The following is a 24,085-nucleotide window of genomic DNA, read 5'->3' on the forward strand; positions in this document are numbered from 1 at the left end:
ACGGCACCCATGGCGGACGACACCCCGCCCAGCGGCTACGAACGGCTGGGCCCGCAGCACTACCGGGAAGTGGTGGGCTTCCTCTACGAGGAGTTCACCGTCGGCGATGTGATCGAGCACCGGCCCGGCCGGACGATCACCGAGATGGACAACGTCCTGATGAGCATGTTGTCGATGAACGACGCGCCGTTGCACATCGACGCCGCCTACTGCGCGGACACCGTCTGGGGCCGCCCGCTGGTGTCCAGTCTGGTCACCCTGAGCATCGTCGGCGGTATGACGGCCCGCAGCACCAGCGGCAAGGCCCTGGCCAACCTGGGCTGGGACCGCATCCGCCTGCCGAACCCGGTGTTCACCGGGGACACGCTCTACGCGAGCAGCGAGATCCTCGGCAAACGGCTCTCCCGCAGCCGCCCCGGCGAGGGCATCGTCTCCTGCCGGACCACCGGCACCAAGTCCACCGGAGAGGTCGTGCTCGTCTTCGAACGCAGCTTTCTCGTCCCCTGCCGCGACGCCGCTCCCGGCGGTCCCGGAGCGCCGCGGGAGTCCATATGACGGCCCTGCTCATCGGCAACAACCGCGCCGCCGAGATGACCGGCGGCCAGGACGCCGGCTCCGCGAGGGACCGGGAACGCGCCGCCCGGGGCGCCCAGCGGCTCCTCTGGTGGGCCCGGGACGGCGACGTCCTGCTCCTGCCCACCGCGCCGGACGACGCCTACCTCGACCACGTCACCGGCCTCACCGGCACCCGCCGTGACTCCCTCACCTTCGTCACCACGGCGGGAGCGAACGTCCTGGCCGCTGGCCGCGCGGACCCCGGAACGGTGGCGGCCCTCCGTACGGCCCTGGCCGGGCGGCCCGTGGAGCGGGTGGTGCCGGTGTACGCCGACACCGCCGTCACGGATCTCGTCCGCCGGCTCGGTGCCGAACAGGCGCTGCCCGGCTGGGCGTTCCACGCGCAGGGCGGCAGCGCCCTGGTCAACAGCAAGGCGGCGTTCCGCGCGGTGGCGGCGGGGACGGGCGTGCCCGTACCCGCCGGTACGGTCGCCAGTACGGCGGAGGCGGCGGCCGAGGCGGCAGTGGGCCTGCTCGCCGACGGCCACTGCGCCGTCCTCAAGCGGGAGTTCCACTGTGGCGGCCTCGGCAACGAGATCCTGACCGCCGATCCGGACGTCAGGCCCCTGGGGGCGCCCCGCACGGTCGTCCTGTCCGGGCCGGAGGCCGCCCGGCAGCATGTGACCGACCGCTGGGAGTGGCTGTCGTCGGACGGACGGCACCGCCCGGTCGTCGAGCGGTACCACCCCGACTCCCTGCCCGTGTACGCCGAGTTCGAGGTCGACGACGCCGGGGTCGTCCTGTCGGGCCACGGGGAGATGCTCATGGACCCCGTGGTGATCGGCGAGACCGTCCCCGCCGCCCTGCCACCGGCCGTCCTCGGCCGGCTCACCGCCGGCGGACGCCGGCTCTGCGAGGCGTACCGGGCGGTGGGCTACCGGGGGACGATCAGCGCAGACGCCATCCTCACCCCCGCCGGTGAGCTGCTGTTCAGCGAGACCAACGGCCGGCTCACGGGCTCGTCCCACCTCCACACCGCCCTCGCCGCCCGGCTGGTGGGCGAACGCCTCCGGTCCCGGCGGGTCCTCCTGGAGACCGGCGCCTGGCCCGTCCCCTCCTTCCGCGCGGCCCTCGACGCGCTGGACCGCGCCGGGCTCGCCTTCGACCCCGACACCCGGACGGGCGTCGTCCTCGTCGGCGACCTCGTACCGGCGGACGGCACGGTGATCCCCTGTGTGATCGCCCCCGACCGCCCCGCCGCCCGGGCCGTGCGGAGTTCCCTGCCGGCGTTGTTCGCCGCCGTCCGCGCCTGACCTTCTCTCCCTCTCTTCGAACGAAAGGCCGCGCCATGTCCTTGAACAGCTTCGACAGCTGGTCCCCGTTGCGTGAAGTGGTCGTCGGCTCGGCCGAGAACTACTCCTCCCACGAACGGGAGCTCTCCTTCGACCTGTTCTTCCACGACGAGATGCCGTACAGCCGGATGTACTACCCCCGCCACCGGGCGCCGGGCGCCGAAGAGACCGCCGACAGCACCGACACCGGCGCCCGGCGCAGCCCCATCAAGCGGCGCTACATCGAGGAGCTCCAGGAGGACGTCGAGGGCATCGCGGACACCCTCGCCTCCCTCGGCGTCACCGTGCACCGGCCCGCGCCGCTCGCCGAGGCGATGGAGGTCCGCACCCCCACCTTCCGGGCGGCCGTCATCCCGGCCCTCAACGTCCGCGACAACAGCATCGTGTTCGGCGACGAGGTCGTCGAGACGGCTCCGCAGGTGCGGGCCCGCTACTTCGAGACGCAGCTGCTCAAGCCGGTGTTCGCCGAGTACTTCCGGCGCGGGGCGCGCTGGACGGTGATGCCCCGGCCGCTGATGACCGACGCCTCCTTCGACCTCTCCTACGTCACCGCGCAGAGCGCCCCGGGTGAGCTGATGGAGCCCATCACCGACCCCACGCCGTCGCCGTACGACGTGGGCCACGAGATGATGATCGACGGCGCGCAGTGCCTGCGGCTGGGACGGGACGTCTTCGTCAACGTCTCCACGGCCAACCACGCCCTCGGCTGCGACTGGCTGGAGCGCCACCTGGAGGGACGGTTCCGGGTGCACCGGATGGAGTCCCTGGCCGACAGCCACATCGACAGCACGGTGCTGCCGCTCCGCCCCGGCCTGCTGCTGGTGCGCACCCCGCAGATCGCCGAACGGCTGCCCAAGCAGCTCCGGTCCTGGGACATGATCTTCCCGCCCGAGCCGCGCGACAACAACTTCCCCGTCTACGACGACGAGGACCTGGTGCTGACCAGCCGCTACATCGACCTCAACGTCCTGTCCGTCGCCCCCGACACCGTCCTCGTCAACTCCGCCTGCCCGGAGCTGATCCGCACCCTGGAGGCCCACCGCTTCACCGTGGTGCCGGTGCGCCACCGCCACCGCCGGCTCTTCGGCGGCGGGCTGCACTGCTTCACCCTCGACACGGTCCGCGAGGGCTCCGCGCCCGAGGACTACCTGGGGGGCTGACCGCATGCGGGCGGTGGTGATGCGCCGTTTCGGCGGCCCGGACGTCCTGGAGACCGCCGAGCTGCCCGAACCCGTCCCGGGTCCGGGGGAATCCGTCATCGACGTCACCCTCGCGGGGGTCAACTACGGTGATCTGGAAGTACGTGCGGGCATCTACCGGCCGCCGCGGCTGCCCGCGGTGCCGGGGGCGGAGGTCGTCGGCCGGCGGCGGCGGGACGGCCGACGAGTGGCGGCGCTGCTGCGCGACGGCGGCGGCTACGCCGAGGTGGCCGTGGCGCGGGACGCGTACACGGTGGAGCTGCCGGACGACCTCGACGACCGTACGGCGGCGGCCCTGGTCGAGCAGGGGTGCACGGCGTACGCCGCCCTGGTCACGGCCGGCCGGCTGCGGCCCGGCGAGCGGGTGGCGGTGGCGTCCGCGGCCGGCGGCGTCGGGCACCTGGCGGTCCAACTGGCCCGCGCGCTCGGCGCGTCGGTGGTCGCGGGGACGGCCTCGTCCCCGGCCAAGCGGGACTTCGTCCGCCGGACCGGCGCCGACCACGCGGTCGGCGGCCCCGAGGAGCTGCCGGACGTCCTCCCGGACGGGGTTGACCTCTACCTCGACTCCCTCGGCGGGCCGCGGATCGACGCCGCCCTCGCCGCGCTGGCCCCCTTCGGCCGGATCGTCTCCATCGGCCACCGCGAGGAACCGGCCGTCGTCGCCGTCGACGCGCTCACCCGGCGCTCCCTCGGTGTGGTGACGCTGTGGATGCAGCAGGTCCTCGAAGCCCCCGGGCTCTTCGCCGACGTGGCGGAACGGGTCCTCGCCCTCGCCCGGGAGGGCCGGCTCGTCCCGCACGTCGACCGCGTGGTGCCGCTGGACGGCACGGCGCGGGCGCACGAGGCCGTGGCGGCGCGGGAGACGACGGGAAAGGTGCTCATTGACCTCCTTCGGAGGGGTTGACAGGGGGATTGTGCCCTGGAGCGAACGCTGGATAGGGTCCCAACGGGCCCGCGACAGGGCCGTTGATGTCACGTGGTGTAGGTGGGGAATTGTCTGTGGTCACGGGTAAAATAATTCGGTTCGACGAATTCCGGGGGTATGGGTTCGTCGCCCCGGACACCGGCGGTGAGGACGTGTTCGTGCACGTCAACGACGTCCAGGCGGACAAGCGCCTGATCGTCCCCGGGGCGTTCGTGGAGTTCACGGTGGAAGAGGGCGACCGGGGCCTCAAGGCCTCCCAGGTCCGCCTGCTGGACCGGCCGTCGGCCCGCCCGGCCGAGTCCACGGCGGAGGTCTTCGGCCTCGGCCCGTCGGGCGACGACGGCGACTGCGACGTGCTGTCCTCGAAGGAGTTCCTGGACGAGGTGACCGAGCTGCTGCTCAGCGCCGCGCCCACCATGACGGCCGAGCAGATCCTGCTCGTCCGCCAGCGCCTGGTGCGCCTCGCCGCCGGCCACGGCTGGGTCGAGGCGTAGCCGCGGGAAGTGCCGGACGCGCCGGTGCCGCACCGAGGGGTGCGGTGCCGGCGCGTCCGTGCGTCAGCCCGACGCGACGGCGGTCCCGTCGCGCGGATCCCGCAGATCGTCCAGCGCGTCGTGGCCGTGGATCCAGGCGAGCCGGTCCGGGAGCGAGGCCAGTTCCGCGTTCCGGGCGTCGGCCCGCGGGCCGTCGGGGAACTGGAGGCAGCTCTGGTTCTGCCGGGAACCTGCCTGGATCAGCCGGGTCCTGGGGCGGCGCACCAGCTCGTACCGGCGCAGCGCCGCGGGCACGCCGTCCGTGTCCGCCGGGTCGGCCCCCGCCAGCAGCGCGGCGAGCACGGCCGCGTCCTCCAGCGCCTGGTTCGCCCCCTGCCCGTGGTGCGGCAGCATGGCGTGCGCGGCGTCGCCGAGCAGCGTCACCCGGCCGCGCGTCCAGACGCGCTGCGGCTCGCGGTCGTAGAGGGCCCAGCGGCCGGGGCGGTCGGCGGCGGCCAGGATGCTGGTGAGGGCCGGGTGCCACCCCTCGAAGGCCGCGAGCAGATCCGCCGTGCTCCCCTCGGCGACCCAGGACTCGACCGTCCACGCCGGGTCCGGCACCACGGCCAGGAAGTTGAGCAGCCGCCCGCCCGCGACCGGGTAGACCACCACATGACGGCCCGGGCCGAGCCACAACCACAGGACGGGCTCGGCCAGTTCGGGCAGGTGCGGCAGCCGCTCCAGCGGAACGAGGGCCCGGTAGCCACTGGCGCCGGAGAAGACCGCCCCGTCCGGACCGAAGACCGCGCCCCGCACCGCGGAGTGGATGCCGTCGGCCCCCACCACCGCGTCCGCCTCGGCCTCGGACCCGTCGGCGAAGCGCAGCACGACGCCGTCCCTGGTCCTGTCCACGCCGGTGCAACGGGCGCCGAAGCGCACCGGCACCCCGTCCGCACTCCTCAGCAGGGCGCGCTGGAGAGCCGCCCGCTCCAGATGCCAGAACGGAGCGCCGAACCGCTCCTCGTAGGAGCCGAGCAGCCGGAGCCCCGCCATCGACCGGCCCGTGCGCCAGTGCCTGAAGTCGATACGCAGCGGGGCGACGGCCGACTCGGCGAGTGCTCCGTCCACGCCCAGGGCGCGCAGTACGCGGTGCCCGTTGGCACCGATCGCGACACCCGCGCCGGTGGCGGCCGGCTCCGGCGTCTGCTCGTGCACAACGGTCTCGACACCCTGCCGCCGCAGCGCGGCAGCGGTGGCCAGGCCACCTATCCCCCCGCCGACGACAGCGATCCGCGGCCGTCTTCCGGCCATGCCCGCTCCTCCCGCACGACGTGACCCGCCCGGATCCCCGAGGGTAGCGACCGGCCCATCGGCGCGCATAGGGGCGCATTCCGGACGGTGGCCGTGCGCGCGGTATCCGGACGAGGTTTGGCACACGGCGGAAATCCGGCACAGATTGGCACATTATCGGAAGCGCGACATGCGACGGAGTCGTCACGATCGAAGAGTGCCGAAGAACCGAACCGCTCCCCGCCCCCGCACCGTCACGCTGATGTCCTCGGGCCACGCCTGTGTGGACGTCTACCAGGGAGCGGTGGCCGCCCTCGTCCCCTTCTTCGTCTCCGAGCGGGCGTACACCTACGCCGCCGCCTCGGGCATCGTGCTGGCCGCGTCGCTGCTGTCGTCGGTGGTGCAGCCGCTGTTCGGGGCGCTCACCGACAGGTGGGCCATGCCGTGGCTGCTGCCGGTGAGCGCGCTGGTGGGCGGTGTCGGTGTCGCTCTGAGCGGGGTCGGCGGGTCCTACGCGCTCACGCTGGCCGCCGTCGCCGTGTCCGGGATCGGTGTCGCGGCGTACCACCCCGAGGCGGCCCGCGTCGCGCGCGCGGCCAGTCGGGGCAGCCATGTGGCGATGGGGTGGTTCTCCCTCGGCGGCAACATCGGGTTCGCCGTCGCCCCCTTGCTGGTCGCGGCCGTCGTCGCCACCGGCGGTCTGCGCGCCACTCCGCTGCTCGTCCTGCCCGCCGTGGCGGGCGCGGCGTTGTGTGCGGCGGCGCTACGCACGGTCCGGGCCACCGGGACGGCCGCGGCGGGCGCCTCCGCGGGCCGGGCCGCAGGGGAGGACGACTGGGCGTCGTTCGTCCGGCTGTCCGGGGCCATCATGTGCCGTTCGGTCGTCTTCGTCGGGCTGAGCACGTTCATCTCGCTGCACGTGCGGCAGCGCACCGGGGGAGGTGAACCGGCGGGGACGGCGGCCCTGTTCGTGCTCTATCTCGGCGGGGCGGTGGGCACGGTGGCGGGCGGGAAGCTGGCCGGCCGGTACGGGCGGATCGCGGTGGTCCGGTGGTCGTACGCGCTGGCCGTGCTCGCCGTCGCCGGGGTCGTCCTCGTTCCCGGCCCGCCGCTGTACCTGTTCGTGGCGCTCACCTCGGCGGGGCTCTACGTGCCGTTCTCGCTGCACGTCACGCTCGGCCAGGACTACCTCCCCCGGCGCGTGGGCACCGCGAGCGGCGTCACCCTGGGGCTGGCCGTCAGCGTCGGCGGTGTCGCGAGCCCGCTCATCGGTACTCTCGCCGACGCCACGAGCCTGCGCGTCGCCCTCACGCCGCTGATCGCGCTGCCCGCCGTCGGCTGGCTCCTGCTGCGCACCCTGCGCGAGCCCGCGATGCCCGAGGCGGTCGCCGGAGGACGGGCCGGCGGTGCCGCGCGGCCGGAGCCGGAACGCCCCGGGGTCCGGCGCTCCGGCCGCTGACGGCCGCCGGGGAGTGGTTCAGGCCTGGCGCTCCGCGCCCACCGCCGCCGCGAGGACCAGGCGCAGTTCTTCGTACGTCGGCGCGAGCCGGAGCAGCCCGTCGGCGAGGGCCGGGTCGTCCCCGGTGCTGAGCGGGAGTTGCAGGCTGCCCAGGATCCGGGACTGCCGGACGGCGACGGCCGCCGCGTCGGGGAGCCCCAGCGCGTCCAGGCAGATGGCCGCGTCCCCGAGGCGGCGGGCGCCGACCCGGATGCAGAAGTCGCCCAGCATGGCGCGGATCCCGGGGTCGAGCCCCCGGCGCACCTGGGCGGCCAGGGCCTCGAGCGCGGCGGCCCCGCCGAGCGAGCCGGGCGGCATAGGCAGGTCGTCGCGGCCCGCCAGCCAGTCGACGGCCCGGGGCAGGGAGCGTCGCAGCGCCTCGTCCGGGGCGACCTCGCGCTCCCGGACGAAGCCGGTGCGCAGCCCGTAGGGCGTGTCGGTGTAGGCGATCGTCTCCGCCCGCCAGGCGTCGAGGAACGCGGCGACCGGCAGGGTGGCCCAGGGGTGGCCCTGCGGGTCGTGGAGGAGCACGGTGCCGTCCTCGACGGCGAGAACCACCACGTAGTGGTCCCCGCCGTCCACGACGGGGGTGCCGGGCCGGTAGAGCAGCAGCCCCATGTCCACGGGGCCCACGAGGACGGGCCCGTGGGCGCAGGCCTCGCGCAACCGCTCGGCGGCCTCCTCCGGGGTGCCTCCGGCGCTGTGCTCGCAGGTCAGGCCCAGCAGGTCGACGGCCGCGTCCAGGCCGGTCTCCGGGTCCCAGCCGTAGGGGTCGAAGAACGGGAGGCCGTCGGGCATCAGCTGGACGCCGAAGGGCGAGCCGGTCAGCGTCTCGACGACGGCGGGGGCGGGGGCCGACGGCCCGATCAGCATCACCAGGGAGTGGGTGTAGCAGTAGGGGCCGGATCCGGCGTAGGGAATCATGCGGGGCCTCCGATGGGCCGGTGGTGAACGGGACGCCCCCAGTCCAGGGCCTGCCACGGTGAGAGGGTCAAGCCCGGCGCCGCGGAGGCGGTTCGTTGGACGCCGGACGGCGCGTGAGCGAGAGTGGTCCGAGACATAATGATCAAGAGAGAGGCAGTGCCGTGGCACAGGAAGTCCGGGGCGTGGTGGCGCCGGGGAAGAACCAGCCGGTGCGGGTGGAGACCATCGTGGTGCCGGACCCGGGACCGGGCGAGGCCGTGGTGAAGGTGCAGGCGTGCGGCGTGTGCCACACCGATCTGCACTACAAGCAGGGGGGCATCAACGATGACTTCCCCTTCCTGCTGGGCCATGAGGCGGCCGGTGTGGTCGAGGCGGTCGGCGAGGGCGTGACCGAGGTGGCGCCCGGCGACTTCGTCGTCCTCAACTGGCGTGCCGTGTGCGGCCAGTGCCGTGCCTGTCTGCGCGGCCGGCCGCAGTACTGCTTCGCCACGCACAACGCCCGGCAGAAGATGACCCTGCCCGACGGAACGGAGCTGACCCCCGCCCTGGGCATCGGCGCGTTCGCCGAGAAGACCCTGGTCGCCGCCGGCCAGTGCACCAAGGTGGACCCCGCGGTCTCCCCCGCCGTGGCCGGGCTGCTCGGCTGCGGTGTGATGGCGGGCATCGGCGCCGCCATCAACACGGGTCAGGTGGGGCGCGGCGACTCGGTGGCGGTCATCGGCTGCGGCGGCGTCGGTGACGCGGCGATCGCGGGCTCGCGGCTCGCGGGGGCGGCCCGCATCATCGCCGTCGACATCGACGACCGCAAGCTGGAGACCGCCCGGAACATGGGCGCCACCCACACGGTCAACTCCCGTACCACCGACCCGGTCGAGGCCATCCGGGAGCTGACCGGCGGCTTCGGTGCCGACGTGGTCATCGAGGCGGTCGGCCGCCCCGAGACGTACGAGCAGGCGTTCTACGCCCGCGACCTGGCCGGCACGGTGGTCCTGGTCGGCGTCCCCACCCCCGAGATGCGGATCGACCTGCCGCTGCTCGACGTCTTCGGCCGCGGCGGCGCGCTCAAGTCCTCCTGGTACGGCGACTGCCTGCCGTCCCGGGACTTCCCCATGCTCGTCGACCTGCACCTCCAGGGGCGGCTCGACCTGGCGGCCTTCGTGACGGAGACCATCGGCCTGAACGACGTCGAGCAGGCCTTCGACCGGATGCACCAGGGCGACGTGCTGCGCTCGGTGGTGGTCTTCTGATGCCGGCCCGGATCGAGCACCTCGTCACCTCGGGCACCTTCTCCCTCGACGGCGGGGAGTGGGAGGTCGACAACAACGTCTGGATCGTGGGCGACGACAGCGAGGCGATCGTCATCGACGCGGCCCACGACGCCGACGCGATCGCGCGGGCGCTCGGCGACCGCCGGCTGCTGGCCGTCGTGTGCACCCACGCGCACGACGACCACATCGGAGCGGCCCCCGCCCTGGCCGCCCGCACCGGCGCCCCCGTCCTGCTGCACCCGGACGACCGCCCCCTGTGGGACCTCACCCACCCCGGCCGGGCGCCGGACGGCGGGCTGGCGGACGGCCAGGTGCTGCGGGTGGCCGGCGTCGAACTGACCGTCCTGCACACCCCCGGGCACGCGCCCGGCGCCGTCTGTCTCCACGCCCCCGCCCTGAACACGGTGTTCACCGGGGACACCCTGTTCCAGGGCGGCCCGGGCGCCACCGGACGATCGTTCTCCGACTTCCCGACGATCGTCACGTCGATCCGCGACCGGCTGCTCGCCCTGGACCCCGGAACGGTCGTCCGCACCGGCCACGGCGCGACGACGACGATCGGCGAGGAAGCGCCCCACCTCGACGAGTGGATCGCCCGCGGCCACTGAGCCGGACCTCCTCGCGGCGTGCGCCGGCCGACCCGTGACCGGAGCGGTCGGCGCACGTAGGATCGAATGGTCACATAGCAGGACCGAAGGGCGGGGAATCATCGTGGACACAACGGACCTGGTCGAGATCACCGACGCGGGCCAGCTGACGGAACTGCTCGGGGAACCACTGCCCCGCGTCCGGGACAAGGTCCGGCCGCAACTGTGCGACCTCGACCGGCAGTGGCTGGCACAGTCGCCGTTCTGCCTGGTGGCGACCGCGGACGCGGACGGCAACTGCGACGTCTCCCCCAAGGGCGACCCGGCCGGCGACCTGACGCTCGTCCTCGACGACACCACACTCGCGATCGCGGAACGCCCCGGCAACCGACGGATGGACGGCTTCCACAACATCCTGTCCAACCCGCACGTCGGCCTGGTCTTCCTGGTCCCCGGCCGCGGCGACACCCTGCGCGTCAACGGCCGGGCCCGGCTGGTGCGCGAGGCGCCCTTCCTCGACCGGATGACGGTCAAGGGCCACCGCCCGCTGCTCGCCCTGCTGGTCGAGGTCGAGGAGGTCTTCTACCACTGCTCGAAGGCGTTCCTCCGCTCCGACCTGTGGAAGCCGGAGACCTGGCAGCCGGAGAAGACCCCGCCGCGGGCACGGATCGCCAAGGCCCTGGAGCGGCCCGAGGACTCCATGGAGGAGCTGGAGCGCTACTACGGACCGCGGTACGCCGACCACCTCTACGGCTGAGCGCGCACAGCGAGCAAACAATCTGTTCACAACAACACCTTGACGCCCTGTCATACGCCAACGCATGCTTGCGGACATGGCGACAACCCCTGACCCCACCCCCACGGCCGACCCCTTCTCGCCCCCGGACCCCGATCAGGCACGGGCGCAACGCGTCCACGCGTCCCTGTTCCGGATCGCCGAGCGGCACGCGGCCACGGACACCCAGCGCCGGCGTCAGGCGCACCCCTCGGTCATCGGGCCGCACGAGGCCGTCCGGCTCGTGTCGTTCCTGCTCAGCGGGGCCGCCCTGCTCCAGGAGGACGAGCCGGAGGTGGACCGCGCCGACATCACGGCCGCTCTGAGCCTCGTCCCGCTGATGCGCGGGGAGATGGACGAGCTGGAGGCCGGGCTTCTCCGGATGGCCCGGGGGCGCGGCATGACCTGGCCGGAGATCGCCTTCGGCCTCGGGCTCGGCACGCCCCAGGCCGCGCGGCAGCGCTACGAGCGGCTCGCCGACCGCACGGCGGCCGACGGGGAGCAGCTGTAGGACGTGGGGCCCCGCCCGGATCATCCGGTGGCGGAGGCCGTTCCGGGGCGGGCGTCCTCGGGAGGGGTGCCGTCCGGTCCGGGCGCGGCGGCCCGCAGGGCGTTCTTGTCGATCTTGCCGGTGGCGTTGCGCGGCAGCGCCTCCACCACCTCCACCGAGCGGGGGCACTTGTACCCGGCCAGCCGCTCCCGGCAGTGGGCCCGGAGCTCCGCCGCGTTGATCCGGGCCCCGGGAGCCGGTGCCAGGACGGCGTGCACCGACTCGCCCCACTTCTCGTCGGGCACGCCGATCACGGCGGTCTCGGCGACGGCGGGGTGTTCGGCCAGCACCCGCTCGACCTCCGCGGGGCAGACGTTCTCGCCGCCGGTGATGATCAGGTCCTTCAGCCGGTCCTCGACGAAGACGAAGCCGTCCTCGTCGACGCGCGCCAGGTCCCCGGTGCGCAGCCAGCCGTCCTCGGTGATGGTCTCCGCCGTCGCGGCCGGGTTCCCCAGGTAGCCCTTCATCCGCTGACGGGTCCGCAGCCACAGTTCGCCCCGGTGGCCCGGGAGGACCGCCGCCCCGGTGGCGGGGTCGACGACGCGGGTCTCGACTCCGGGCAGCGGGCGCCCGGCGGAGGTGAGGCGGTGCGCCTGGGCGGGGTCACGGTGGACCTCGGGGGCCAGCGCGGTGACGGCGCCGGAGACCTCGGTCATGCCGTACAACTGGAGGAACCGGGTGCGGGGGAACAGGTCGAGCGCCCGGCGCAGCACCGGCAGGGGCATCGGAGAGGCCCCGTAGAGGCAGTGGCGCAGCCGGGAGAACGCGGCGACCGCCTCCGGGCCGGACCGCATGATGCCGGGCAGCATGGCCGGCACCAGCACGAGGTGGGTGACGCCGTCGGCGACGGCCCGGCAGATGGCGTCGGGGGCCGGTTCGCGCAGGACGACGGTGGGGGCGCCGGCGAGCATCGTGGTGATGGCGTAGCAGACGCCGCCGACGTGGAAGAACGGGAGGACGGCCAGGCTGCGGTCCTCCGGTCCCAGGGGCAGGACGGCGAGCAGCGCGGCCCCCTGCTCCAGCAGGCCCCGGTGGGTCAGTTCGGCGCCCTTGGGGAAGCCGGTGGTGCCGGAGGTGTAGAGGATGACGCAGGTGTCGTCGGGGTCGAGGCCGTCGAGGGCCGGCAGCGGCTCCGCCCGTTCGATCAGCGACTCATAGGCGACGGCTCCGCCGGTCACCGGCGCGTCCGGGGTTCCGGTCACGACGAGGCTGGGCGGGGCGGGCAGGTCGCGGAGGGCCGTCCGTAAGGGGTCGAGCAGTGCGGCGTCGGCGAACAGCACCTCGGCGCCGGAGTCCGCGAGGACGTAGGCGAGTTCGGGCGGCGCGAGGCGCCAGTTCAGCACGGCGGTGGCCGCTCCCGCGCCGGCGGCGGCGAGGACGGCCTCCAGACAGGAGGCGCTGTTCCGGCCGACGACGGCGACCCGGCCGCCCCGGCCAACGCCCGCGGCGCGGAGGGCGCCGCGGAGGCGGTCGGCGCGTGAGCGGAGCTCGTGCCACGTCCGGCGGTCGGCCCCGGAGACCAGGGCCTCGGCGTCCGGTGAGCGGGCGGCCCAGTGGGCGGGCAACTCGTGCAGCAGGCGCGGACCTTGTGCGAGCGGTGCGGTCATCCCGTTCCCCCCGGTCGAGGCTCCGGGCAGCGTACCGGCGCAGCGGCGGGCCGGGGAACGGGACGAGCCGGGACTTCTCTCCCCCGGTCTCCCCCGGCCCGTCGGTGCGGGGACGGTCAGGTGCCGGGCTTGCGGCCGTACACGAAGACGTCGTCGCCCTTGCGCAGCAGGTTCCAGTACGCCTGAGCGTCCTTCGTCCGCATGTTGACGCAGCCGTGGGAGCCGGGCGGCGAGTACACGCTGCCGCTGATGGCGTGGAAGGCCTGCCCCCCGTCGAAGAACTGGCTGTACGGCATCTTCACGTTGTAGAGGGAGGAGACGTGGTTCTTGTCGCGCCAGTAGACCTTCTTCAGGCCGGTGCGCGTGGCGAAGCCCTTTCTGCCCGAGCGTATGTGGACCGGGCCGTACTTGACCTTCTTGCCGTCCTGTATCCAGCTCACCTGCCGGGTCAGGTCGACGCAGGCGATCCTGCCCTTGTTCGTCGGGCAGGTGACCTTCGCGGAGGCCTTGGCGGGGGCGGTTTTGGCAGGGGCCTTGGCGGGCGCCGCCTGGGCGGTCCCGCCGGCCACCACGGCCAGGGGGACGGCGAGGCCGGCGGCGCCCAGGAGGACGCCGAGCCGTGTCCGGAGAGGGGTGTGTGTCCTTGTCATGCACGGTAAGACCACCGAAATCCCCACTTGGTTGCATACCGCACACGGCTCTTCCGGCGGAACGCGATCTTCCCCCGCCCCCCGGTCGACCAGCCGTCGACAGGGGGTTACTCTCATGCCGACACGTGCCGTGAACTCCCGTGCACAGTCCGGCTTTTGTCCGTTCTCCCCATGTCCTCCCGTATCATCTCGCTCTCCAGCCCAGGACCCCTTGTGACCCTGATGTCCGAAGCAGCCGTCCCCCCACGCGCTGTCAGCCCACCGAGCATCCGCCCCTCCCGCACGCGCACCCGGACCACCGCCCACCGCCCGCCCGCGTCCCGGCCGGTCCTCCACGACGGGGTGGGCTGATGGCGCGCGAGGCCGCCCCCCACGCCGGCGGGGGCTTCCGTCCCGTGCACCATCCGGCCGGGCTCGACGACGCCCTGCGGATCGCGGTCGAGGAGGTGTGGGCGGGGCGCTGGATGGCGATGCGCGACCTGCTGGCGCAGACCGGCCCCGACTGGTCGCTGCGCACGGCCCGTACACAGGTGCTCGGCGCGGTCGCCGCGGGGTCGACGATCGTGGAGGCGTGGGCGGCGGAGGAGGGCCACAGCGTCGACGCACGGGTGATGTGGGCCCGGGTGATGGTGCAGCGGGCACAGCGGGCGCACCGCCAGGGCCATCCGGACACCCCCCACCTGGAACACCAGGCCCGGGAGGCGTGCCGGCTGGCGGTCGAGGCGGCGCCCGGCGACCCGGTTCCGTGGATCTGCCTGCTGACCCTGGCGTCGCTGGACGAGCGCCAGGAGCGGCCGGAACACCAGCTCCAGCCGTGGGAGATCATGCTGCCGCCGGGCCCGTGGGGCCTGCTGTCCCGGATCTGGGAACGCGACCAGTGCAACCGCGAGGCGTTCCACCGGATGCTCCAGTTCTTCCAGGCGTGCACCGCCGGCGCCGCGGCCTCGGTGTCGGCCGTCGACTTCGCCCGCTGGGTGGCGTCGTGGGCCCCCGCCGGGTCGGCGCTGCTGGCGCTGCCGCTGTTCGCGTACGCCGAGCTGCACCGGCGGCAGGCCGCCGACCCGCGGACGCAGGCCCGTTCGGACGCGCTGCTGCGTTCGCAGTGGTCGGTGGACCCCATCCGCACCGAGACGCTGCGGGCGTACCAGGGCTGGTTCGCCACCCTCGGGCCCGCCGGGCCGTCGGTGCTGTCCGTGGCCGACCTGTCCCACCTGGCCTTCGCCCTGTGGTCGGCCCGTCAGTACGCCGAGGCGGCGGAGGTGTTCGCGGCCATGGGGCCCCACACCGCCGTCCAGCCGTGGGCCTCGTTCACGGAGGACTCCGGCCGTCCGGACCTGGCGACCGAGGAGTTCCTCCGCGCCCGGCGGCACTGCCTGGGGTCCTTAGAGGGCTCACCGGGCCGCGCCGGCTGAACCGGCGGGCCCGGTCTCCGCGGCCCCTGCGGGCCGGACGGTCTTGCGGGGGACGGGCGTTGCCCCGTACGACGTGACAACGGGACGACGTGACAACGGGCGACGTGACACGGACCACGGACGGCCGCGCCGGGATGTGCCATCTTCCACGCATGAGCGACGACGAGCACTCCCCCGGTCCGGTCACCGTCCGCCTCGCCGAGTACTCGCCCGCCGAGATCCTGGGCGATGCCCCCGACCCGTTCGGTGTCGACGGCTGGGGGCTGACCTGGCGCTCCAAGGACGAGCACTTCGGCGTCCGGTGGGACGGCCGTCTCGTGGCCCACGCCGGTCTGGTGGTCCTGCCGTTGACGGCCGGCGGCACCCGGATGGACGTGGCGGGGCTCGGCGGGGTGGCCGTGGCACCCGGGGTGCGGGGCCGCGGCTTCGCGCGGGCGGCCGTCACCGCCGCCATGGACCACGCCCGGAACCTCGGACTCCCGTTCGGGCTGCTGTTCTGTCTGCCGGAGCTGGTCGGGCTCTACGAACGGCTCGGCTGGCACCCGGTGACGGACGACGTGGAGGTGGAGCAGCCCGCCGGTCCCCGGACCATGCCGCTGCGGACCCTGTGGACGGGGCTGCGCGCGGGTACGGAGTGGCCGTCGGGACCGGTGCGGCTGCACTCGCTGCCGATGTGAGCCCGTCCCCGCCGGGGCAGCCCCGACGGGGACGGGCCACGGGGTCAGCCGAAGCGCACGCTGGAGAAGGCCGTGCCCCGCGGGGCCCCGTGCCCGGGCGTGAGGTGCACCGACTTGCCCTTGCACTGCTTGCCGCTGTAGATCGTGGCCGGCGAGCCCGTCCCGTTGTGCGCGCCGTGCGCTTCCTGACTCATGGTGTAACAGCGGCCGTCCGGCGGGTTGTCGACGAAGAACGGCCTGCCCTTGGGCCCCACCCAGCTGAACTGGCCCTTCGCGGCCACTGCCGCGTCCACGGGACCGGCCATGGCGAGCGCGAGCCCGGCGAGAGCGAGGACGATCGGACGGAAGAGACGCATCATTAGGTCCTTTTCCTGGACAACTGACGATTAGCCCGAAAAGGCTTCGATGCGCTCAACGACGCTCGCGCCCGCACGACACGCACGACACGGCTCCCGCGTCAACAGCCCGCCGTGGACTGACCCTTCGGTGCACCCCGGACAGCCCGCGCCGACGCGACCGGGGCCTGCCCGCCCTGAGGCTCTCTGGTTGGATGGCACCCGCGCGGCGCGGCGGCCGCGGGGAGAGGAGCGGGGTCCGTGCTGATCGACACGGTGGCCTGGGTGCGGATCGAGGACGGACGCGTCCTCTGTGCGCGCCCGCGCGGCAAGGACGTGTTCTACGTCCCGGGCGGCAAGCGGGAGGGCGCGGAGAGCGATCTGGAGACCCTGCTGCGGGAGGTCGAGGAGGAGCTGACGGTCCTCCTCGACCCCGGGACGGTCGTGCATGTGGGGACGTACGAGGCGGCGGTGCCGGAACTGCCGGACGGGGCCGTCGTCCGCATGAGCTGCTACGCGGGCGAGTACGGCGGGACCCTGGCCGCCAGCAGCGAGATCGAGGAAGTGGCCTGGTTCTCGTACGCGGACCGGGCGCTCGTGCCGCCGGTCGACCAGTTGCTCTTCGACGACCTCAAGGCGTCCGGCCTGCTGCGCTGACGGCCGCGGGCCAAGGCCCCTGCCTCATTCGTCGTCCGTCTCAGCCCTCGTCCTCGAAGACGTCTTCGAAGGCGTCCCCGATCTCGTCGACGACCTCGGCCGCGACCAGGCCGCCCACCACACCGACCGCGACACCCGCCGCGCCGGCGGCGAGGGCGGTGCCCATGCCCGGGCCCCGCCGGTGACCGCTCTCCTGGTGGTGACCGTCGGCGTGGTGACCCCCGTGGGAGCCGTGGCGGTCGAGGAGCTGTCGCATCCAGGACTCGGCCTCCGCGTCCCAGTCGCGGTGCGACGCGTCGTCGTGCCCGATGTGGAAACGGGTGACGGCGTCATGCCCGCCCGAGAAGAGGCCGCCGCGCTTGTCGGCCTCCAGCACGACCTCCATGCCGTCGGGCCCGGCCAGGAAGGTCACCTCGATCTCGTTGACCGCGTGGGCGTACCGCGGCGCGGGGGTGAGCTCGATCTCCTGGTAGAAGGGGAGGCGCTGTCCGCTGCCCCGGATGTGCCCCAGTTCCAGGTCGGCGGACCGGAAGCCGAAGCCGAGCCGGCCGAACGCCTCCAGCACCGCCGCCTGGACCGGCAGCGGCCGGACGGCCAGCGGGTCGAGGTCGCCCTTGTCCTTCGCCCCGGCGATCGCCAGCTCGGTGCGCACCCCGAGGACGATGCCCAGGTGCTGCCCGTCCAGTTCGGTCACCGGCGTCTCCCACGGCAGCGTCACCGCGAACGGGACGTCGTGCGTCCCGCCGGCCGCGAGGCGGAAGCCCCCGCCGACGGTGTGCCGGTCGAAGACGACCGTGCCCTCGTACTCCCCGTCGCCGTGCTCGGCCTCGACCCGGGCCACGAGCTCCAGGGTGATGTGCTCGACGTCGAAGTCCGCCTTGCCGCCCCGCAGATGGACCACCCCGGTCAGGGCACCGCCGGGCAGCGCCGCGCCCTCCAGGACCGTGTCGACCGTGGGGCCGCCCACACCGAGCGAACCGAGCAGCTTTTTGAACACCATCGCGGCGTCCACTCCCTACCTGTGTTCCGTACCGTGTACGGCACCACCTTGCCCTGAGCGGGCGGGCGGCGGAACACGGGGTACCGCTCCGTCGCCCGGCGGCCCGCGCCGCGGACCGCCCAATTCCACCTGATCAGATGACATTCCCCGGGAAGCCCGGCCCGTCCGGCCGGACGACGGTCTACTGACCCGGTCGGCCGCGCCACCGGGGTGCGGCACCGTGAACAGGGGGACACCCGATGCATGCGCTGAAGAAGATCACCACCGTCCTCGCCGCCCTCGCCCTCGGCCTGGTGGCGGCGGCGCCCGCGCAGGCCGGGGTCAGCACGCACTGCGGCACGTACATCTGCGTCATGACGGCCCACCACAACCGGTTCGTCCAGGACATCACCGTGCGGACCAAGGACGGCCTGCCCGGAAAGCTGCGTTCCTACTGGGGCAACTTCCACTCGCCCGAGGTCACCGCCGCCTCCCACCGCTGGAAGGTGGGCTACGAGCAGGCCGGCTCCAAGCTCGTCTGCGGTGGCCTGGAGCGTGACGGCCGCTCCATCGAGGACGGCGTCTGCGTCAGCATCTGACGGAAGGGGGCCGGAAGCCCGCTCACACCGTGCTGAAGGCCAGGACCGCGTTCTGGCCCCCGAAGCCGAACGAGTTGCTGACGACCGTGTTCAGCCGGGCCCGGCGCGGGGTCTTGCGGACGATGTCGAGCGGGAGTTCGGGGTCGGGGTTGTCGAGGTTCGCGGTGGGCGGGATGAGCTGGTGCTGGAGGGTGAGCACGGCGCACGCGGCCTCGATGCCGCCCGAGCCGCCCGCGGAGTGGCCGAGGACGCTCTTCGGGGCGGTGACGGGCGGCGGCGTGCCGAAGACGCTGGCGAGGGCCCGGTATTCGGCGAGGTCGTTGATGTGGGTGGCGGTGCCGTGGGCGTTGACGTGGTCGATGTCCCCGGGTGCCATTCCGGCGTCGGCGAGGGCCGTGCGCAGGGCGTCGGCCGCGCCCCGCCCCTCCGGGTGCGGGGCGACCGTGTGGTGGGCGTCGCAGGAGGCGCCGTACCCGCGCAGCAGAGCTCTGGGGCGGACGCCGCGGGCGCGGGCGTGCTCGGGCCGTTCGAGGACGAGCAGCCCGGCCCCCTCGCCGAGGACGAAGCCGTCGCGGTCGGTGTCGAACGGCCGGGACGCGCCCTCCGGGTCGTGGCGGCGGCCGGACAGGGCGCGCATCTGGTGGAAGCCGACGGCGGTGCCGCGCGCCCGCAGGGATTCGCTGCCGCCGGCCAGGGCGATGTCACAACTGCCCGCCCGCAGCAGGTCGCGGGCCACGCCGATGGCGGTGGCGCCGGAGGCGCAGGCGGTGGAGACGGCCAGGTTGGGGCCGCGTGCGCCGAGGTCGAGGCCGACCTCGCCCGCGGCCATGTTGGGGATGCTGCGCATGATCGCCATGGGTGAGACACGGTCGGGGCGGCCGGCCAGGATCCGCGCGTACTCCCGGTCGTAGTGCTCCATGCAGGCGCTGCTCGCCCCGATCACCACCGCGACCCGCAGCGGGTCCCAGGCGGTCGGGTCCAGTCCGGCGTCGGCGACCGCCTCGCGGGCGGCGGCCAGGGCCATGGCGCTGAACCGGTCCAGCCGGGCCGCCGCCCGCCGCCCCAGCGCGGTGAGCGCGTCGAAGCCGCTCCGGCAGGAGAAGTCGACCGGCAGCCCGGTCAGCAGGGGGTCGGGAGCGGCCCGGCACCGGCCGGTCAGCAGCCCTTCCCAGGTGGCTTCCGCGCCCGTTCCGGCCGGGGTGACCAGTCCCAGGCCGGTGACGGCGACCGCGCCGTCGCTCATCGTCCGCCCCCGCCGGGCGGGACCGCCGCGGGACCGCCGGTGACGGCCGGACCGTCCGGCGGGGACAACAGGGCCGCGGCCTCGGCGAGGGTCAGGCTGCTCAGGTCCTCGAGCGGGAGCAGGGCCCCGGTGTGGTCGTCGAGCGCCACGGCCAGCTCCACCATCGCCATGGAGTCCAGGGCCAGCTCCTTGAACGTGCGCTCCGGGGCCAGCTGTTCGGGATCGATGCCGATCCGGGTGACGAGGGCTTCGGTCAGGATCTCGTACGCGTTGCTCATCGCCGTCCTTCACCGTCCGTTCTCAGGAGGGGTTGCACAGACCGTGCCGCCGTGGCGCGAGAGCTTCCGTCGTTCCGCACCGGGTGCACGTCGCGTGGGGTGCGGGGCAGTGCCGGGCGCGGCACCGGCGTACGGCCGGGCCATGGGCGTCGACCGCGTGTTCGGCGAGCGCGGCGAGGCTCCGGCGGTCGGGAGCCGCACCGGCGGGGATGGGGGGCAGGAGCGTCACCTCGACGGTCAGTCCCCGGATCGCGGCGGTGTTGCGCAGCGACTCGGCCGCGGTCATGTCGCCCACGAAGGAGGCGGCAGTCACCGTTCTGCCGGCGACGTGGTAGCGCAGGGCCACCGGGAGGACGGCCGCTCCGGCGTCGAGTGCGGCCTGGAAGGCGGCGGGACGGTAGCGGCCCCGGGCGGCGCCGCACCACGTCGTGCCCTCGGCGAAGGCGGCCACCGCGTCCCCGCCGCGCAGCGCCGCGGCGACGGCGGCGACGCTGCGGGGCAGCGTGGACAGCCGGTCCCGGTCGACGTAGATGCTGCGGCCGATGACCGCGAGCCAGCCGATGACGGGCCATCGGCGCAGGTCGGCCCGGCTGACCAGGCGCACGGGCAGCACGGCCGGGAGCACGGCGACGTCGAGCCACGACGTGTGGTCGCCGACGACCAGCGGGGCCGGGCCGCCACCGGTGCGGTGGTGCGTTCCGCGGACCGTCCGGCGGACGCCCATCGACCGCAGGGTGCCCCGCAGGAACCACCGGTACGCCGCGTCCGACGCGCGGCGCCCGGCGAGCACGGTCAGGGCCAGCAGCGGCAGGTGGGCGAGCAGCAGCAGGAAGGCGCCGATCCGCAGGGCCCGGCGCAGGTGTCCGACGGTCGGCGGGGCGGGCCGCAGGCAGTCGCGCCCGCAGGAGGAGACCGGGCGCCAGGGCGCGACGGCCGCGGGGCCGGGTCCCGTCATCCGCTCATCCTGCGCAGCAGGCGGAGGTAGGCGGGGCTCACCCGGTCCAGGGACAGGAGGACGAACAGGTCCGCGGCGTTGAAGGCCGCGTCGAGGGCCGGTGGTCCGCACACCCAGGCGCCCAGTCGCAGATAGCCCTGGAGCAGCGGGGGGAGAGGGGCGTCGGGCCCTTCCGGGACGGTGTCGGCGGGCCAGGGGACGCGGGGTGTCACCCGGTGCGGGAGGGGCGCCCGGTGGTGGTCGCGGACCGTCCGCCAGGCCGCCGCGGCCCGATGCCCTCCGTCGTCGAGGGAGACGGAGACGCAGCCGCACAGCCACCTGGACCGACGCTGCGTCAGGTAGGTGAGGATGCCGGACCACAGGGCGAGCATCACCGTGCCGTTGCGGTGTCCGGGGTGGACGCACGCGCGCCCGGCCTCCACGAGGCCGTCGCGCAGGGGCGCGAGCGCGCCGAGGTCGAACTCGCCGTCGGCGTAGAGCTTCCCGGCGGGGCCGGCCGCCCGTGGGGGCAGCAGCCGGTAGGTGCCCACCAGTTGCCCGGTGGCCCGCTCATGGACGACGAGGTGGTCGCAGAGCCCGTCGAAGGGGTCCGCGTCGCGGCCGTCCACCGCGGACACCGCGCCGTCGCCGAACTCTCCGGTGAGGACCGCGTGCCGCAGCCGCTGTGCGGCGTGCACACCCGGTTCGTCGGTGGCCAGCGTGACCTCGTAGCCGTGCGCGGACCCGGCGCTCCCGGCGCGGGCGAGGACGCGTCGTCCGTCCGTCGAGGGTTCGGTCCCGGTGCTCATCGGTCCTGCCTGATCGGACCGCGCAGCTGGCGCGCGACGGCCGGGAACCAGCCGAGGTCGTAGTGGCCGTCGCCACGCGCCCGCAGCGCGGACCACGGCAGGCCCGGGTGACGGTGGTGCACGCCGTGCAGGTTGAAGTTGAGCGCGAAGGCTTCGAGGGGGCGGGGCAGCCGGAGGTCCAGTGCTTGCAGCGGGGCGTCGAGCGGGGTGGCGTAGTGGTACGCGTTGTCCGCGAGCGACACCATGAGCGCCCGCCCGCCGAGGGCGGCGCACAGCATCCACGCGTACCCGCCGTAGGCCGCGAAGGCCGCCGCGTGGAGGGCGACGACGGCCGCCGCGTCGACGCGGAGCTGGCGCAGCGCCCGGGCGCGGGCGAGGCGTTCGAACAGCGGGCCCGCCACGGAGTCCGGCGCCTCGGCGGCGCGGGCGAGGCGCCGCATCGCCCCCGCCGGCAGCACGGCGAGGAACGCCGAGGCCGCTTCCATCAGATAGAGGCCGCCGAGGAGCCTCGCGTAGTAGCCCGGCGCGACCTTGAGCCAGGTCGTCGTCCCGGCGTCGTAGACCTCGGTGCGCTCGCGCGGTGTGCGGCTGTACCGGTGGTGCAGCAGGTGTCCGGTCTTCAGCACCACGAACGGTGCGCCGTGGAGCACGGCCAGGACGCGGCCGCAGCGGTCGTTCCGGGTCCGGTCGGCGAACAGGCTGCCGTGGATGCCCTCGTGGACCAACGACCAGAGGGGGACCGCGGTGAGCGTCAGCGGCACCTCCGCCCAGCCCCACGCGGGATCCCGGGGCAGCAACCACAGGGGGAGCACGAACAGTTGGCACAGCACGACCGTCAGGGCCAGGCACACGAGAAGGACGGAGGTCGCCATGGGGGTCCGGTCCGCGCCCGCCGGGCGATACCGATGTTCGGTGACAGGGGACTTGTCAGGGGAAACGGTCACGATGTCTTCTCCCGCGGGGAGCGAACACGAGCACTGCGGCCCGGCAGCGCCTGGGGGAAACTGCCCACCGGCTCCCCCCGGCCACGCCTCGCGGGCCGTGCTTCACCTGAAAGTTTGACGGGGGTCCCGTACGGAGGTTGACGGGACGTCACCCGGTTCGACTCGGGAGGACGGGAGCTGTGTTCCTGCGGCCCCCGCGTCGGGTCGAGGGCCATAGTGGCAGGAAAGGTAGAAAATCACCCGAAAAGCATCACCCCACGGGAGGGTTCCCGGCATGCTCGTGCTTCCCATGAACCGTGATCACGGCCCCGTGTCCTTCGGCCCGTCGGACCGGTACCAGTACCTGCGGGCACGGTCGGTCCCGGACCCCGCCCGCACCCACGTCTGCATCGCCGCCAGGATGACCGGCCCGCCGCCTACGCGCGACGAGCTCGAACTGCTGGTCGCGGACATGGTCGCGCGGGTGCCCGCCCTGGGGTACCGGGTGGCCGGGAGGGGCCGCCGCGCGCGGTTCGAACCGGCGGGCCGGCTGGACGTCTCGCGCCACGTCGAGGAGATCGAGGTCCCGGCGGGACGGTCCGCGGACCGGTGTGCGCTGGACGCGCTGGAGAGCCCTCTGGCGCCCGGCCGGCCGCTGTGGGGCGTGCGGCTGATCCGCGGCTACAGCGAGGACGAGTTCCTGCTGACGTACCGGGCGGCCCACCTCTTCCAGGACGGTCTGGCCGTGGCGCGGGCGATGGGGGCCGCCCTGTCCGGGGCGAGGCTGCCGCCGCCCGCGCCGCGGCCCGCGACCGCTCCGTCCTCACCGGTGGGGCTGCGCTCCTGCGTCCGCTTCCTGCCGCACCTCTTCGGGCGCACGGCGCGGTGGCTGCCGCCCGGGACCACGATGACGGGGAAACGGACGCTGCACACGGTCACCCTCGACCGGGCGGCGTTCGACGACATCACCCGCCGCACCGGGGCCACCGCCGCCCAGATCGGCCTGGCCGCCCTCGCCGGGGCCCTGCGGGCCTGGACGCCGGAGCACTGGTCCGGCACGGGCGGCCGAAGGCAGCGCCGCGGGCTGCGCGCCTACCTGCCCATCAGCCTCCGCCACCCGGGCGACCGGGCCGCCCTGGGCAGTTCGGTGGGCATCATGCCGCTCACGCTGCCCTGTGCCGAACCCTCCCCCGTGCGCCGGCTGGAGGACGTCGTCCGCGACACCGGCCCCATGACGCTGTACCGGTTCCGCGAACTCTTCGGCCGCCTGCTCCGCGCGCCGGGTCCGGTGGCGTGGCTCGTCCACCGCGTCGTACACCACTGGGCCCCCGCCCGGCCGGGGGTCACCGTCATCCCCGCGGACCTGCACGACAGCGCCCCGGGCGTCGCCGGGCTCATCCCGGTCTCCCCGCCCGTCGGCCCGTCCCCGGGCGGATGCGTGTTCGTCCTGGAGAGGACCCGGGTCTCCGCCTCCTTCCTCTTCGACTCCGGCGTGCCCGGCACCGACCGGCTGCCCGGCCTCCTCGACGCCGCCCTGGCGGAACTTCGCGCCGCCGTGGCCGCGGTGCGCCCGGACTGACCGCCTC

General features: G+C 74.2%; 25 protein-coding genes and 1 pseudogene. 15 read left to right on the forward strand and 11 right to left on the reverse strand.

Annotation, left to right across the window (positions count from 1 at the left end; all coding sequences use genetic code 11):
- Positions 1–9: 9 nt before the first annotated feature.
- The 5 genes from HN013_RS10315 (at position 10) to HN013_RS10335 (ending at position 4,525) form a co-directional block, all read left to right on the forward strand.
- Positions 10–555, forward strand: coding sequence for a MaoC family dehydratase (locus HN013_RS10315; RefSeq protein WP_171165430.1), 546 nt, complete (start codon positions 10–12; stop codon positions 553–555).
- The gene (locus tag HN013_RS10320; protein WP_171165432.1) at positions 552–1,868 is read left to right on the forward strand and encodes a peptide ligase PGM1-related protein; all 1,317 of its coding nucleotides are present in this window, start codon (positions 552–554) and stop codon (positions 1,866–1,868) included. Before HN013_RS10315 ends, HN013_RS10320 begins: the two co-directional genes overlap by 4 nt.
- A 35-nt stretch (positions 1,869–1,903) precedes the next feature.
- On the forward strand, positions 1,904–3,067 hold the full coding sequence (locus tag HN013_RS10325) for a glycine amidinotransferase (RefSeq protein ID WP_171165434.1): 1,164 nt from the start codon (positions 1,904–1,906) through the stop codon (positions 3,065–3,067).
- Between the two features lie 4 nt (positions 3,068–3,071).
- Positions 3,072–4,010, forward strand: coding sequence for a zinc-binding dehydrogenase (locus tag HN013_RS10330; protein WP_171165436.1), 939 nt, complete (start codon positions 3,072–3,074; stop codon positions 4,008–4,010).
- A gap of 95 nt (positions 4,011–4,105) precedes the next feature.
- Entirely contained in the window at positions 4,106–4,525 is a 420-nt protein-coding gene (locus HN013_RS10335; RefSeq protein ID WP_171165719.1) for a cold-shock protein, read from the forward strand.
- A gap of 63 nt (positions 4,526–4,588) precedes the next feature.
- On the opposite strand, the gene HN013_RS10340 is transcribed toward HN013_RS10335, so the two are convergent.
- Complete coding sequence (locus HN013_RS10340) at positions 4,589–5,815, reverse strand: FAD-dependent monooxygenase (protein WP_171165438.1); 1,227 nt, start codon at positions 5,813–5,815, stop codon at positions 4,589–4,591.
- A gap of 196 nt (positions 5,816–6,011) precedes the next feature.
- Here HN013_RS10340 and HN013_RS10345 point away from each other — a divergent pair, with 196 nt between their 5' ends.
- Complete coding sequence (locus tag HN013_RS10345; RefSeq protein WP_398979120.1) at positions 6,012–7,253, forward strand: MFS transporter; 1,242 nt, start codon at positions 6,012–6,014, stop codon at positions 7,251–7,253.
- An 18-nt stretch (positions 7,254–7,271) separates the two neighbouring features.
- On the opposite strand, the gene HN013_RS10350 is transcribed toward HN013_RS10345, so the two are convergent.
- Positions 7,272–8,216 carry a hypothetical protein gene (locus tag HN013_RS10350; RefSeq protein WP_171165440.1) on the reverse strand — a complete coding sequence of 315 codons (945 nt, stop codon included), beginning with the start codon at positions 8,214–8,216 and terminating at the stop codon, positions 7,272–7,274.
- 161 nt (positions 8,217–8,377) lie between these two features.
- Here HN013_RS10350 and HN013_RS10355 point away from each other — a divergent pair, with 161 nt between their 5' ends.
- The 4 genes from HN013_RS10355 (at position 8,378) to HN013_RS10370 (ending at position 11,357) form a co-directional block, all read left to right on the forward strand.
- On the forward strand, positions 8,378–9,463 hold the full coding sequence (locus HN013_RS10355) for an S-(hydroxymethyl)mycothiol dehydrogenase (protein ID WP_171165442.1): 1,086 nt from the start codon (positions 8,378–8,380) through the stop codon (positions 9,461–9,463).
- Complete coding sequence (locus HN013_RS10360) at positions 9,463–10,092, forward strand: MBL fold metallo-hydrolase (protein ID WP_171165444.1); 630 nt, start codon at positions 9,463–9,465, stop codon at positions 10,090–10,092. Before HN013_RS10355 ends, HN013_RS10360 begins: the two co-directional genes overlap by 1 nt.
- 103 nt (positions 10,093–10,195) lie before the next feature.
- Positions 10,196–10,828 (forward strand): pyridoxamine 5'-phosphate oxidase family protein, encoded by a 633-nt coding sequence (locus HN013_RS10365; protein ID WP_171165446.1) that lies wholly within the window; start codon positions 10,196–10,198, stop codon positions 10,826–10,828.
- A gap of 76 nt (positions 10,829–10,904) precedes the next feature.
- A complete protein-coding gene (locus tag HN013_RS10370) occupies positions 10,905–11,357 on the forward strand; it encodes a DNA-binding protein (protein WP_249374903.1) in 453 nt (150 codons plus the stop codon).
- 20 nt (positions 11,358–11,377) lie between these two features.
- Here HN013_RS10370 and HN013_RS10375 read toward each other — a convergent pair whose 3' ends face one another.
- Both HN013_RS10375 and HN013_RS10380 read right to left on the reverse strand, forming a co-directional pair.
- Entirely contained in the window at positions 11,378–13,003 is a 1,626-nt protein-coding gene (locus HN013_RS10375) for a long-chain-fatty-acid--CoA ligase (RefSeq protein WP_171165450.1), read from the reverse strand.
- A gap of 116 nt (positions 13,004–13,119) precedes the next feature.
- Positions 13,120–13,599: pseudogene (locus tag HN013_RS10380) on the reverse strand (L,D-transpeptidase); the annotation flags it as partial.
- A gap of 404 nt (positions 13,600–14,003) precedes the next feature.
- On the opposite strand from HN013_RS10380, the gene HN013_RS10385 reads away from it, so the two are divergent.
- Complete coding sequence (locus tag HN013_RS10385; RefSeq protein ID WP_171165453.1) at positions 14,004–15,065, forward strand: hypothetical protein; 1,062 nt, start codon at positions 14,004–14,006, stop codon at positions 15,063–15,065.
- Positions 15,066–15,217: 152 nt separating this feature from the next.
- The gene (locus HN013_RS10390; protein ID WP_171165455.1) at positions 15,218–15,742 is read left to right on the forward strand and encodes a GNAT family N-acetyltransferase; all 525 of its coding nucleotides are present in this window, start codon (positions 15,218–15,220) and stop codon (positions 15,740–15,742) included.
- A gap of 44 nt (positions 15,743–15,786) precedes the next feature.
- Here the strand turns inward: HN013_RS10390 and HN013_RS10395 are convergent, their stop codons facing one another.
- Complete coding sequence (locus HN013_RS10395) at positions 15,787–16,098, reverse strand: hypothetical protein (RefSeq protein WP_171165457.1); 312 nt, start codon at positions 16,096–16,098, stop codon at positions 15,787–15,789.
- 240 nt (positions 16,099–16,338) lie between these two features.
- Here HN013_RS10395 and HN013_RS10400 point away from each other — a divergent pair, with 240 nt between their 5' ends.
- Positions 16,339–16,734, forward strand: coding sequence for an NUDIX domain-containing protein (locus HN013_RS10400; protein ID WP_171165459.1), 396 nt, complete (start codon positions 16,339–16,341; stop codon positions 16,732–16,734).
- Positions 16,735–16,774: 40 nt separating this feature from the next.
- Here the strand turns inward: HN013_RS10400 and HN013_RS10405 are convergent, their stop codons facing one another.
- Positions 16,775–17,734: a sporulation protein gene (locus HN013_RS10405; RefSeq protein WP_171165469.1), complete on the reverse strand. Its 960-nt coding sequence runs from the start codon at positions 17,732–17,734 to the stop codon at positions 16,775–16,777.
- 239 nt (positions 17,735–17,973) lie between these two features.
- Here HN013_RS10405 and HN013_RS10410 point away from each other — a divergent pair, with 239 nt between their 5' ends.
- Entirely contained in the window at positions 17,974–18,312 is a 339-nt protein-coding gene (locus tag HN013_RS10410; RefSeq protein WP_171165471.1) for a hypothetical protein, read from the forward strand.
- 22 nt (positions 18,313–18,334) lie between these two features.
- Here HN013_RS10410 and HN013_RS10415 read toward each other — a convergent pair whose 3' ends face one another.
- The 5 genes from HN013_RS10415 to HN013_RS10435 are packed head-to-tail and all read right to left on the reverse strand — an operon-like array spanning position 18,335 to position 22,448.
- Positions 18,335–19,555, reverse strand: a complete 1,221-nt coding sequence (locus tag HN013_RS10415) for a beta-ketoacyl synthase (protein WP_171165473.1) — start codon at positions 19,553–19,555, stop codon at positions 18,335–18,337.
- On the reverse strand, positions 19,552–19,833 hold the full coding sequence (locus HN013_RS10420; RefSeq protein ID WP_171165475.1) for an acyl carrier protein: 282 nt from the start codon (positions 19,831–19,833) through the stop codon (positions 19,552–19,554). Before HN013_RS10420 ends, HN013_RS10415 begins: the two co-directional genes overlap by 4 nt.
- Before the next feature lie 22 nt (positions 19,834–19,855).
- Entirely contained in the window at positions 19,856–20,788 is a 933-nt protein-coding gene (locus tag HN013_RS10425) for a 1-acyl-sn-glycerol-3-phosphate acyltransferase (RefSeq protein ID WP_171165477.1), read from the reverse strand.
- The gene (locus HN013_RS10430; RefSeq protein ID WP_171165480.1) at positions 20,785–21,576 is read right to left on the reverse strand and encodes a GNAT family N-acetyltransferase; all 792 of its coding nucleotides are present in this window, start codon (positions 21,574–21,576) and stop codon (positions 20,785–20,787) included. Before HN013_RS10430 ends, HN013_RS10425 begins: the two co-directional genes overlap by 4 nt.
- Positions 21,573–22,448 (reverse strand): fatty acid desaturase, encoded by an 876-nt coding sequence (locus HN013_RS10435; RefSeq protein WP_171165482.1) that lies wholly within the window; start codon positions 22,446–22,448, stop codon positions 21,573–21,575. Before HN013_RS10435 ends, HN013_RS10430 begins: the two co-directional genes overlap by 4 nt.
- Positions 22,449–22,794: 346 nt before the next feature.
- Between HN013_RS10435 and HN013_RS10440 the strand changes: the two genes are divergently transcribed.
- Positions 22,795–24,078 carry a wax ester/triacylglycerol synthase domain-containing protein gene (locus tag HN013_RS10440; RefSeq protein WP_171165484.1) on the forward strand — a complete coding sequence of 428 codons (1,284 nt, stop codon included), beginning with the start codon at positions 22,795–22,797 and terminating at the stop codon, positions 24,076–24,078.
- Positions 24,079–24,085 lie beyond the last annotated feature (7 nt).

This window comes from Streptomyces sp. I05A-00742 (assembly GCF_013055795.1).
GTDB lineage: Bacteria > Actinomycetota > Actinomycetes > Streptomycetales > Streptomycetaceae > Streptomyces.

What these genes read in the sequence shown, in the direction of transcription:
- HN013_RS10360 (WP_171165444.1), top strand. Translation starts at nt 9,463, where the DNA reads ATGCCGGCCCGGATCGAGCACCTCGTCACCTCGGGCACCTTCTCCCTC.
- HN013_RS10410 (WP_171165471.1), top strand. Translation starts at nt 17,974, where the DNA reads ATGCATGCGCTGAAGAAGATCACCACCGTCCTCGCCGCCCTCGCCCTC.
- HN013_RS10420 (WP_171165475.1), bottom strand. Translation starts at nt 19,833, where the DNA reads ATGAGCAACGCGTACGAGATCCTGACCGAAGCCCTCGTCACCCGGATC.
- HN013_RS10385 (WP_171165453.1), top strand. Translation starts at nt 14,004, where the DNA reads ATGGCGCGCGAGGCCGCCCCCCACGCCGGCGGGGGCTTCCGTCCCGTG.
- HN013_RS10435 (WP_171165482.1), bottom strand. Translation starts at nt 22,448, where the DNA reads ATGGCGACCTCCGTCCTTCTCGTGTGCCTGGCCCTGACGGTCGTGCTG.
- HN013_RS10330 (WP_171165436.1), top strand. Translation starts at nt 3,072, where the DNA reads ATGCGGGCGGTGGTGATGCGCCGTTTCGGCGGCCCGGACGTCCTGGAG.
- HN013_RS10430 (WP_171165480.1), bottom strand. Translation starts at nt 21,576, where the DNA reads ATGAGCACCGGGACCGAACCCTCGACGGACGGACGACGCGTCCTCGCC.
- HN013_RS10370 (WP_249374903.1), top strand. Translation starts at nt 10,905, where the DNA reads ATGGCGACAACCCCTGACCCCACCCCCACGGCCGACCCCTTCTCGCCC.
- HN013_RS10425 (WP_171165477.1), bottom strand. Translation starts at nt 20,788, where the DNA reads ATGACGGGACCCGGCCCCGCGGCCGTCGCGCCCTGGCGCCCGGTCTCC.
- HN013_RS10325 (WP_171165434.1), top strand. Translation starts at nt 1,904, where the DNA reads ATGTCCTTGAACAGCTTCGACAGCTGGTCCCCGTTGCGTGAAGTGGTC.
- HN013_RS10320 (WP_171165432.1), top strand. Translation starts at nt 552, where the DNA reads ATGACGGCCCTGCTCATCGGCAACAACCGCGCCGCCGAGATGACCGGC.
- HN013_RS10415 (WP_171165473.1), bottom strand. Translation starts at nt 19,555, where the DNA reads ATGAGCGACGGCGCGGTCGCCGTCACCGGCCTGGGACTGGTCACCCCG.
- HN013_RS10405 (WP_171165469.1), bottom strand. Translation starts at nt 17,734, where the DNA reads ATGGTGTTCAAAAAGCTGCTCGGTTCGCTCGGTGTGGGCGGCCCCACG.
- HN013_RS10340 (WP_171165438.1), bottom strand. Translation starts at nt 5,815, where the DNA reads ATGGCCGGAAGACGGCCGCGGATCGCTGTCGTCGGCGGGGGGATAGGT.
- HN013_RS10350 (WP_171165440.1), bottom strand. Translation starts at nt 8,216, where the DNA reads ATGATTCCCTACGCCGGATCCGGCCCCTACTGCTACACCCACTCCCTG.
- HN013_RS10390 (WP_171165455.1), top strand. Translation starts at nt 15,218, where the DNA reads ATGAGCGACGACGAGCACTCCCCCGGTCCGGTCACCGTCCGCCTCGCC.
- HN013_RS10315 (WP_171165430.1), top strand. Translation starts at nt 10, where the DNA reads ATGGCGGACGACACCCCGCCCAGCGGCTACGAACGGCTGGGCCCGCAG.
- HN013_RS10375 (WP_171165450.1), bottom strand. Translation starts at nt 13,003, where the DNA reads ATGACCGCACCGCTCGCACAAGGTCCGCGCCTGCTGCACGAGTTGCCC.
- HN013_RS10395 (WP_171165457.1), bottom strand. Translation starts at nt 16,098, where the DNA reads ATGCGTCTCTTCCGTCCGATCGTCCTCGCTCTCGCCGGGCTCGCGCTC.
- HN013_RS10440 (WP_171165484.1), top strand. Translation starts at nt 22,795, where the DNA reads ATGCTCGTGCTTCCCATGAACCGTGATCACGGCCCCGTGTCCTTCGGC.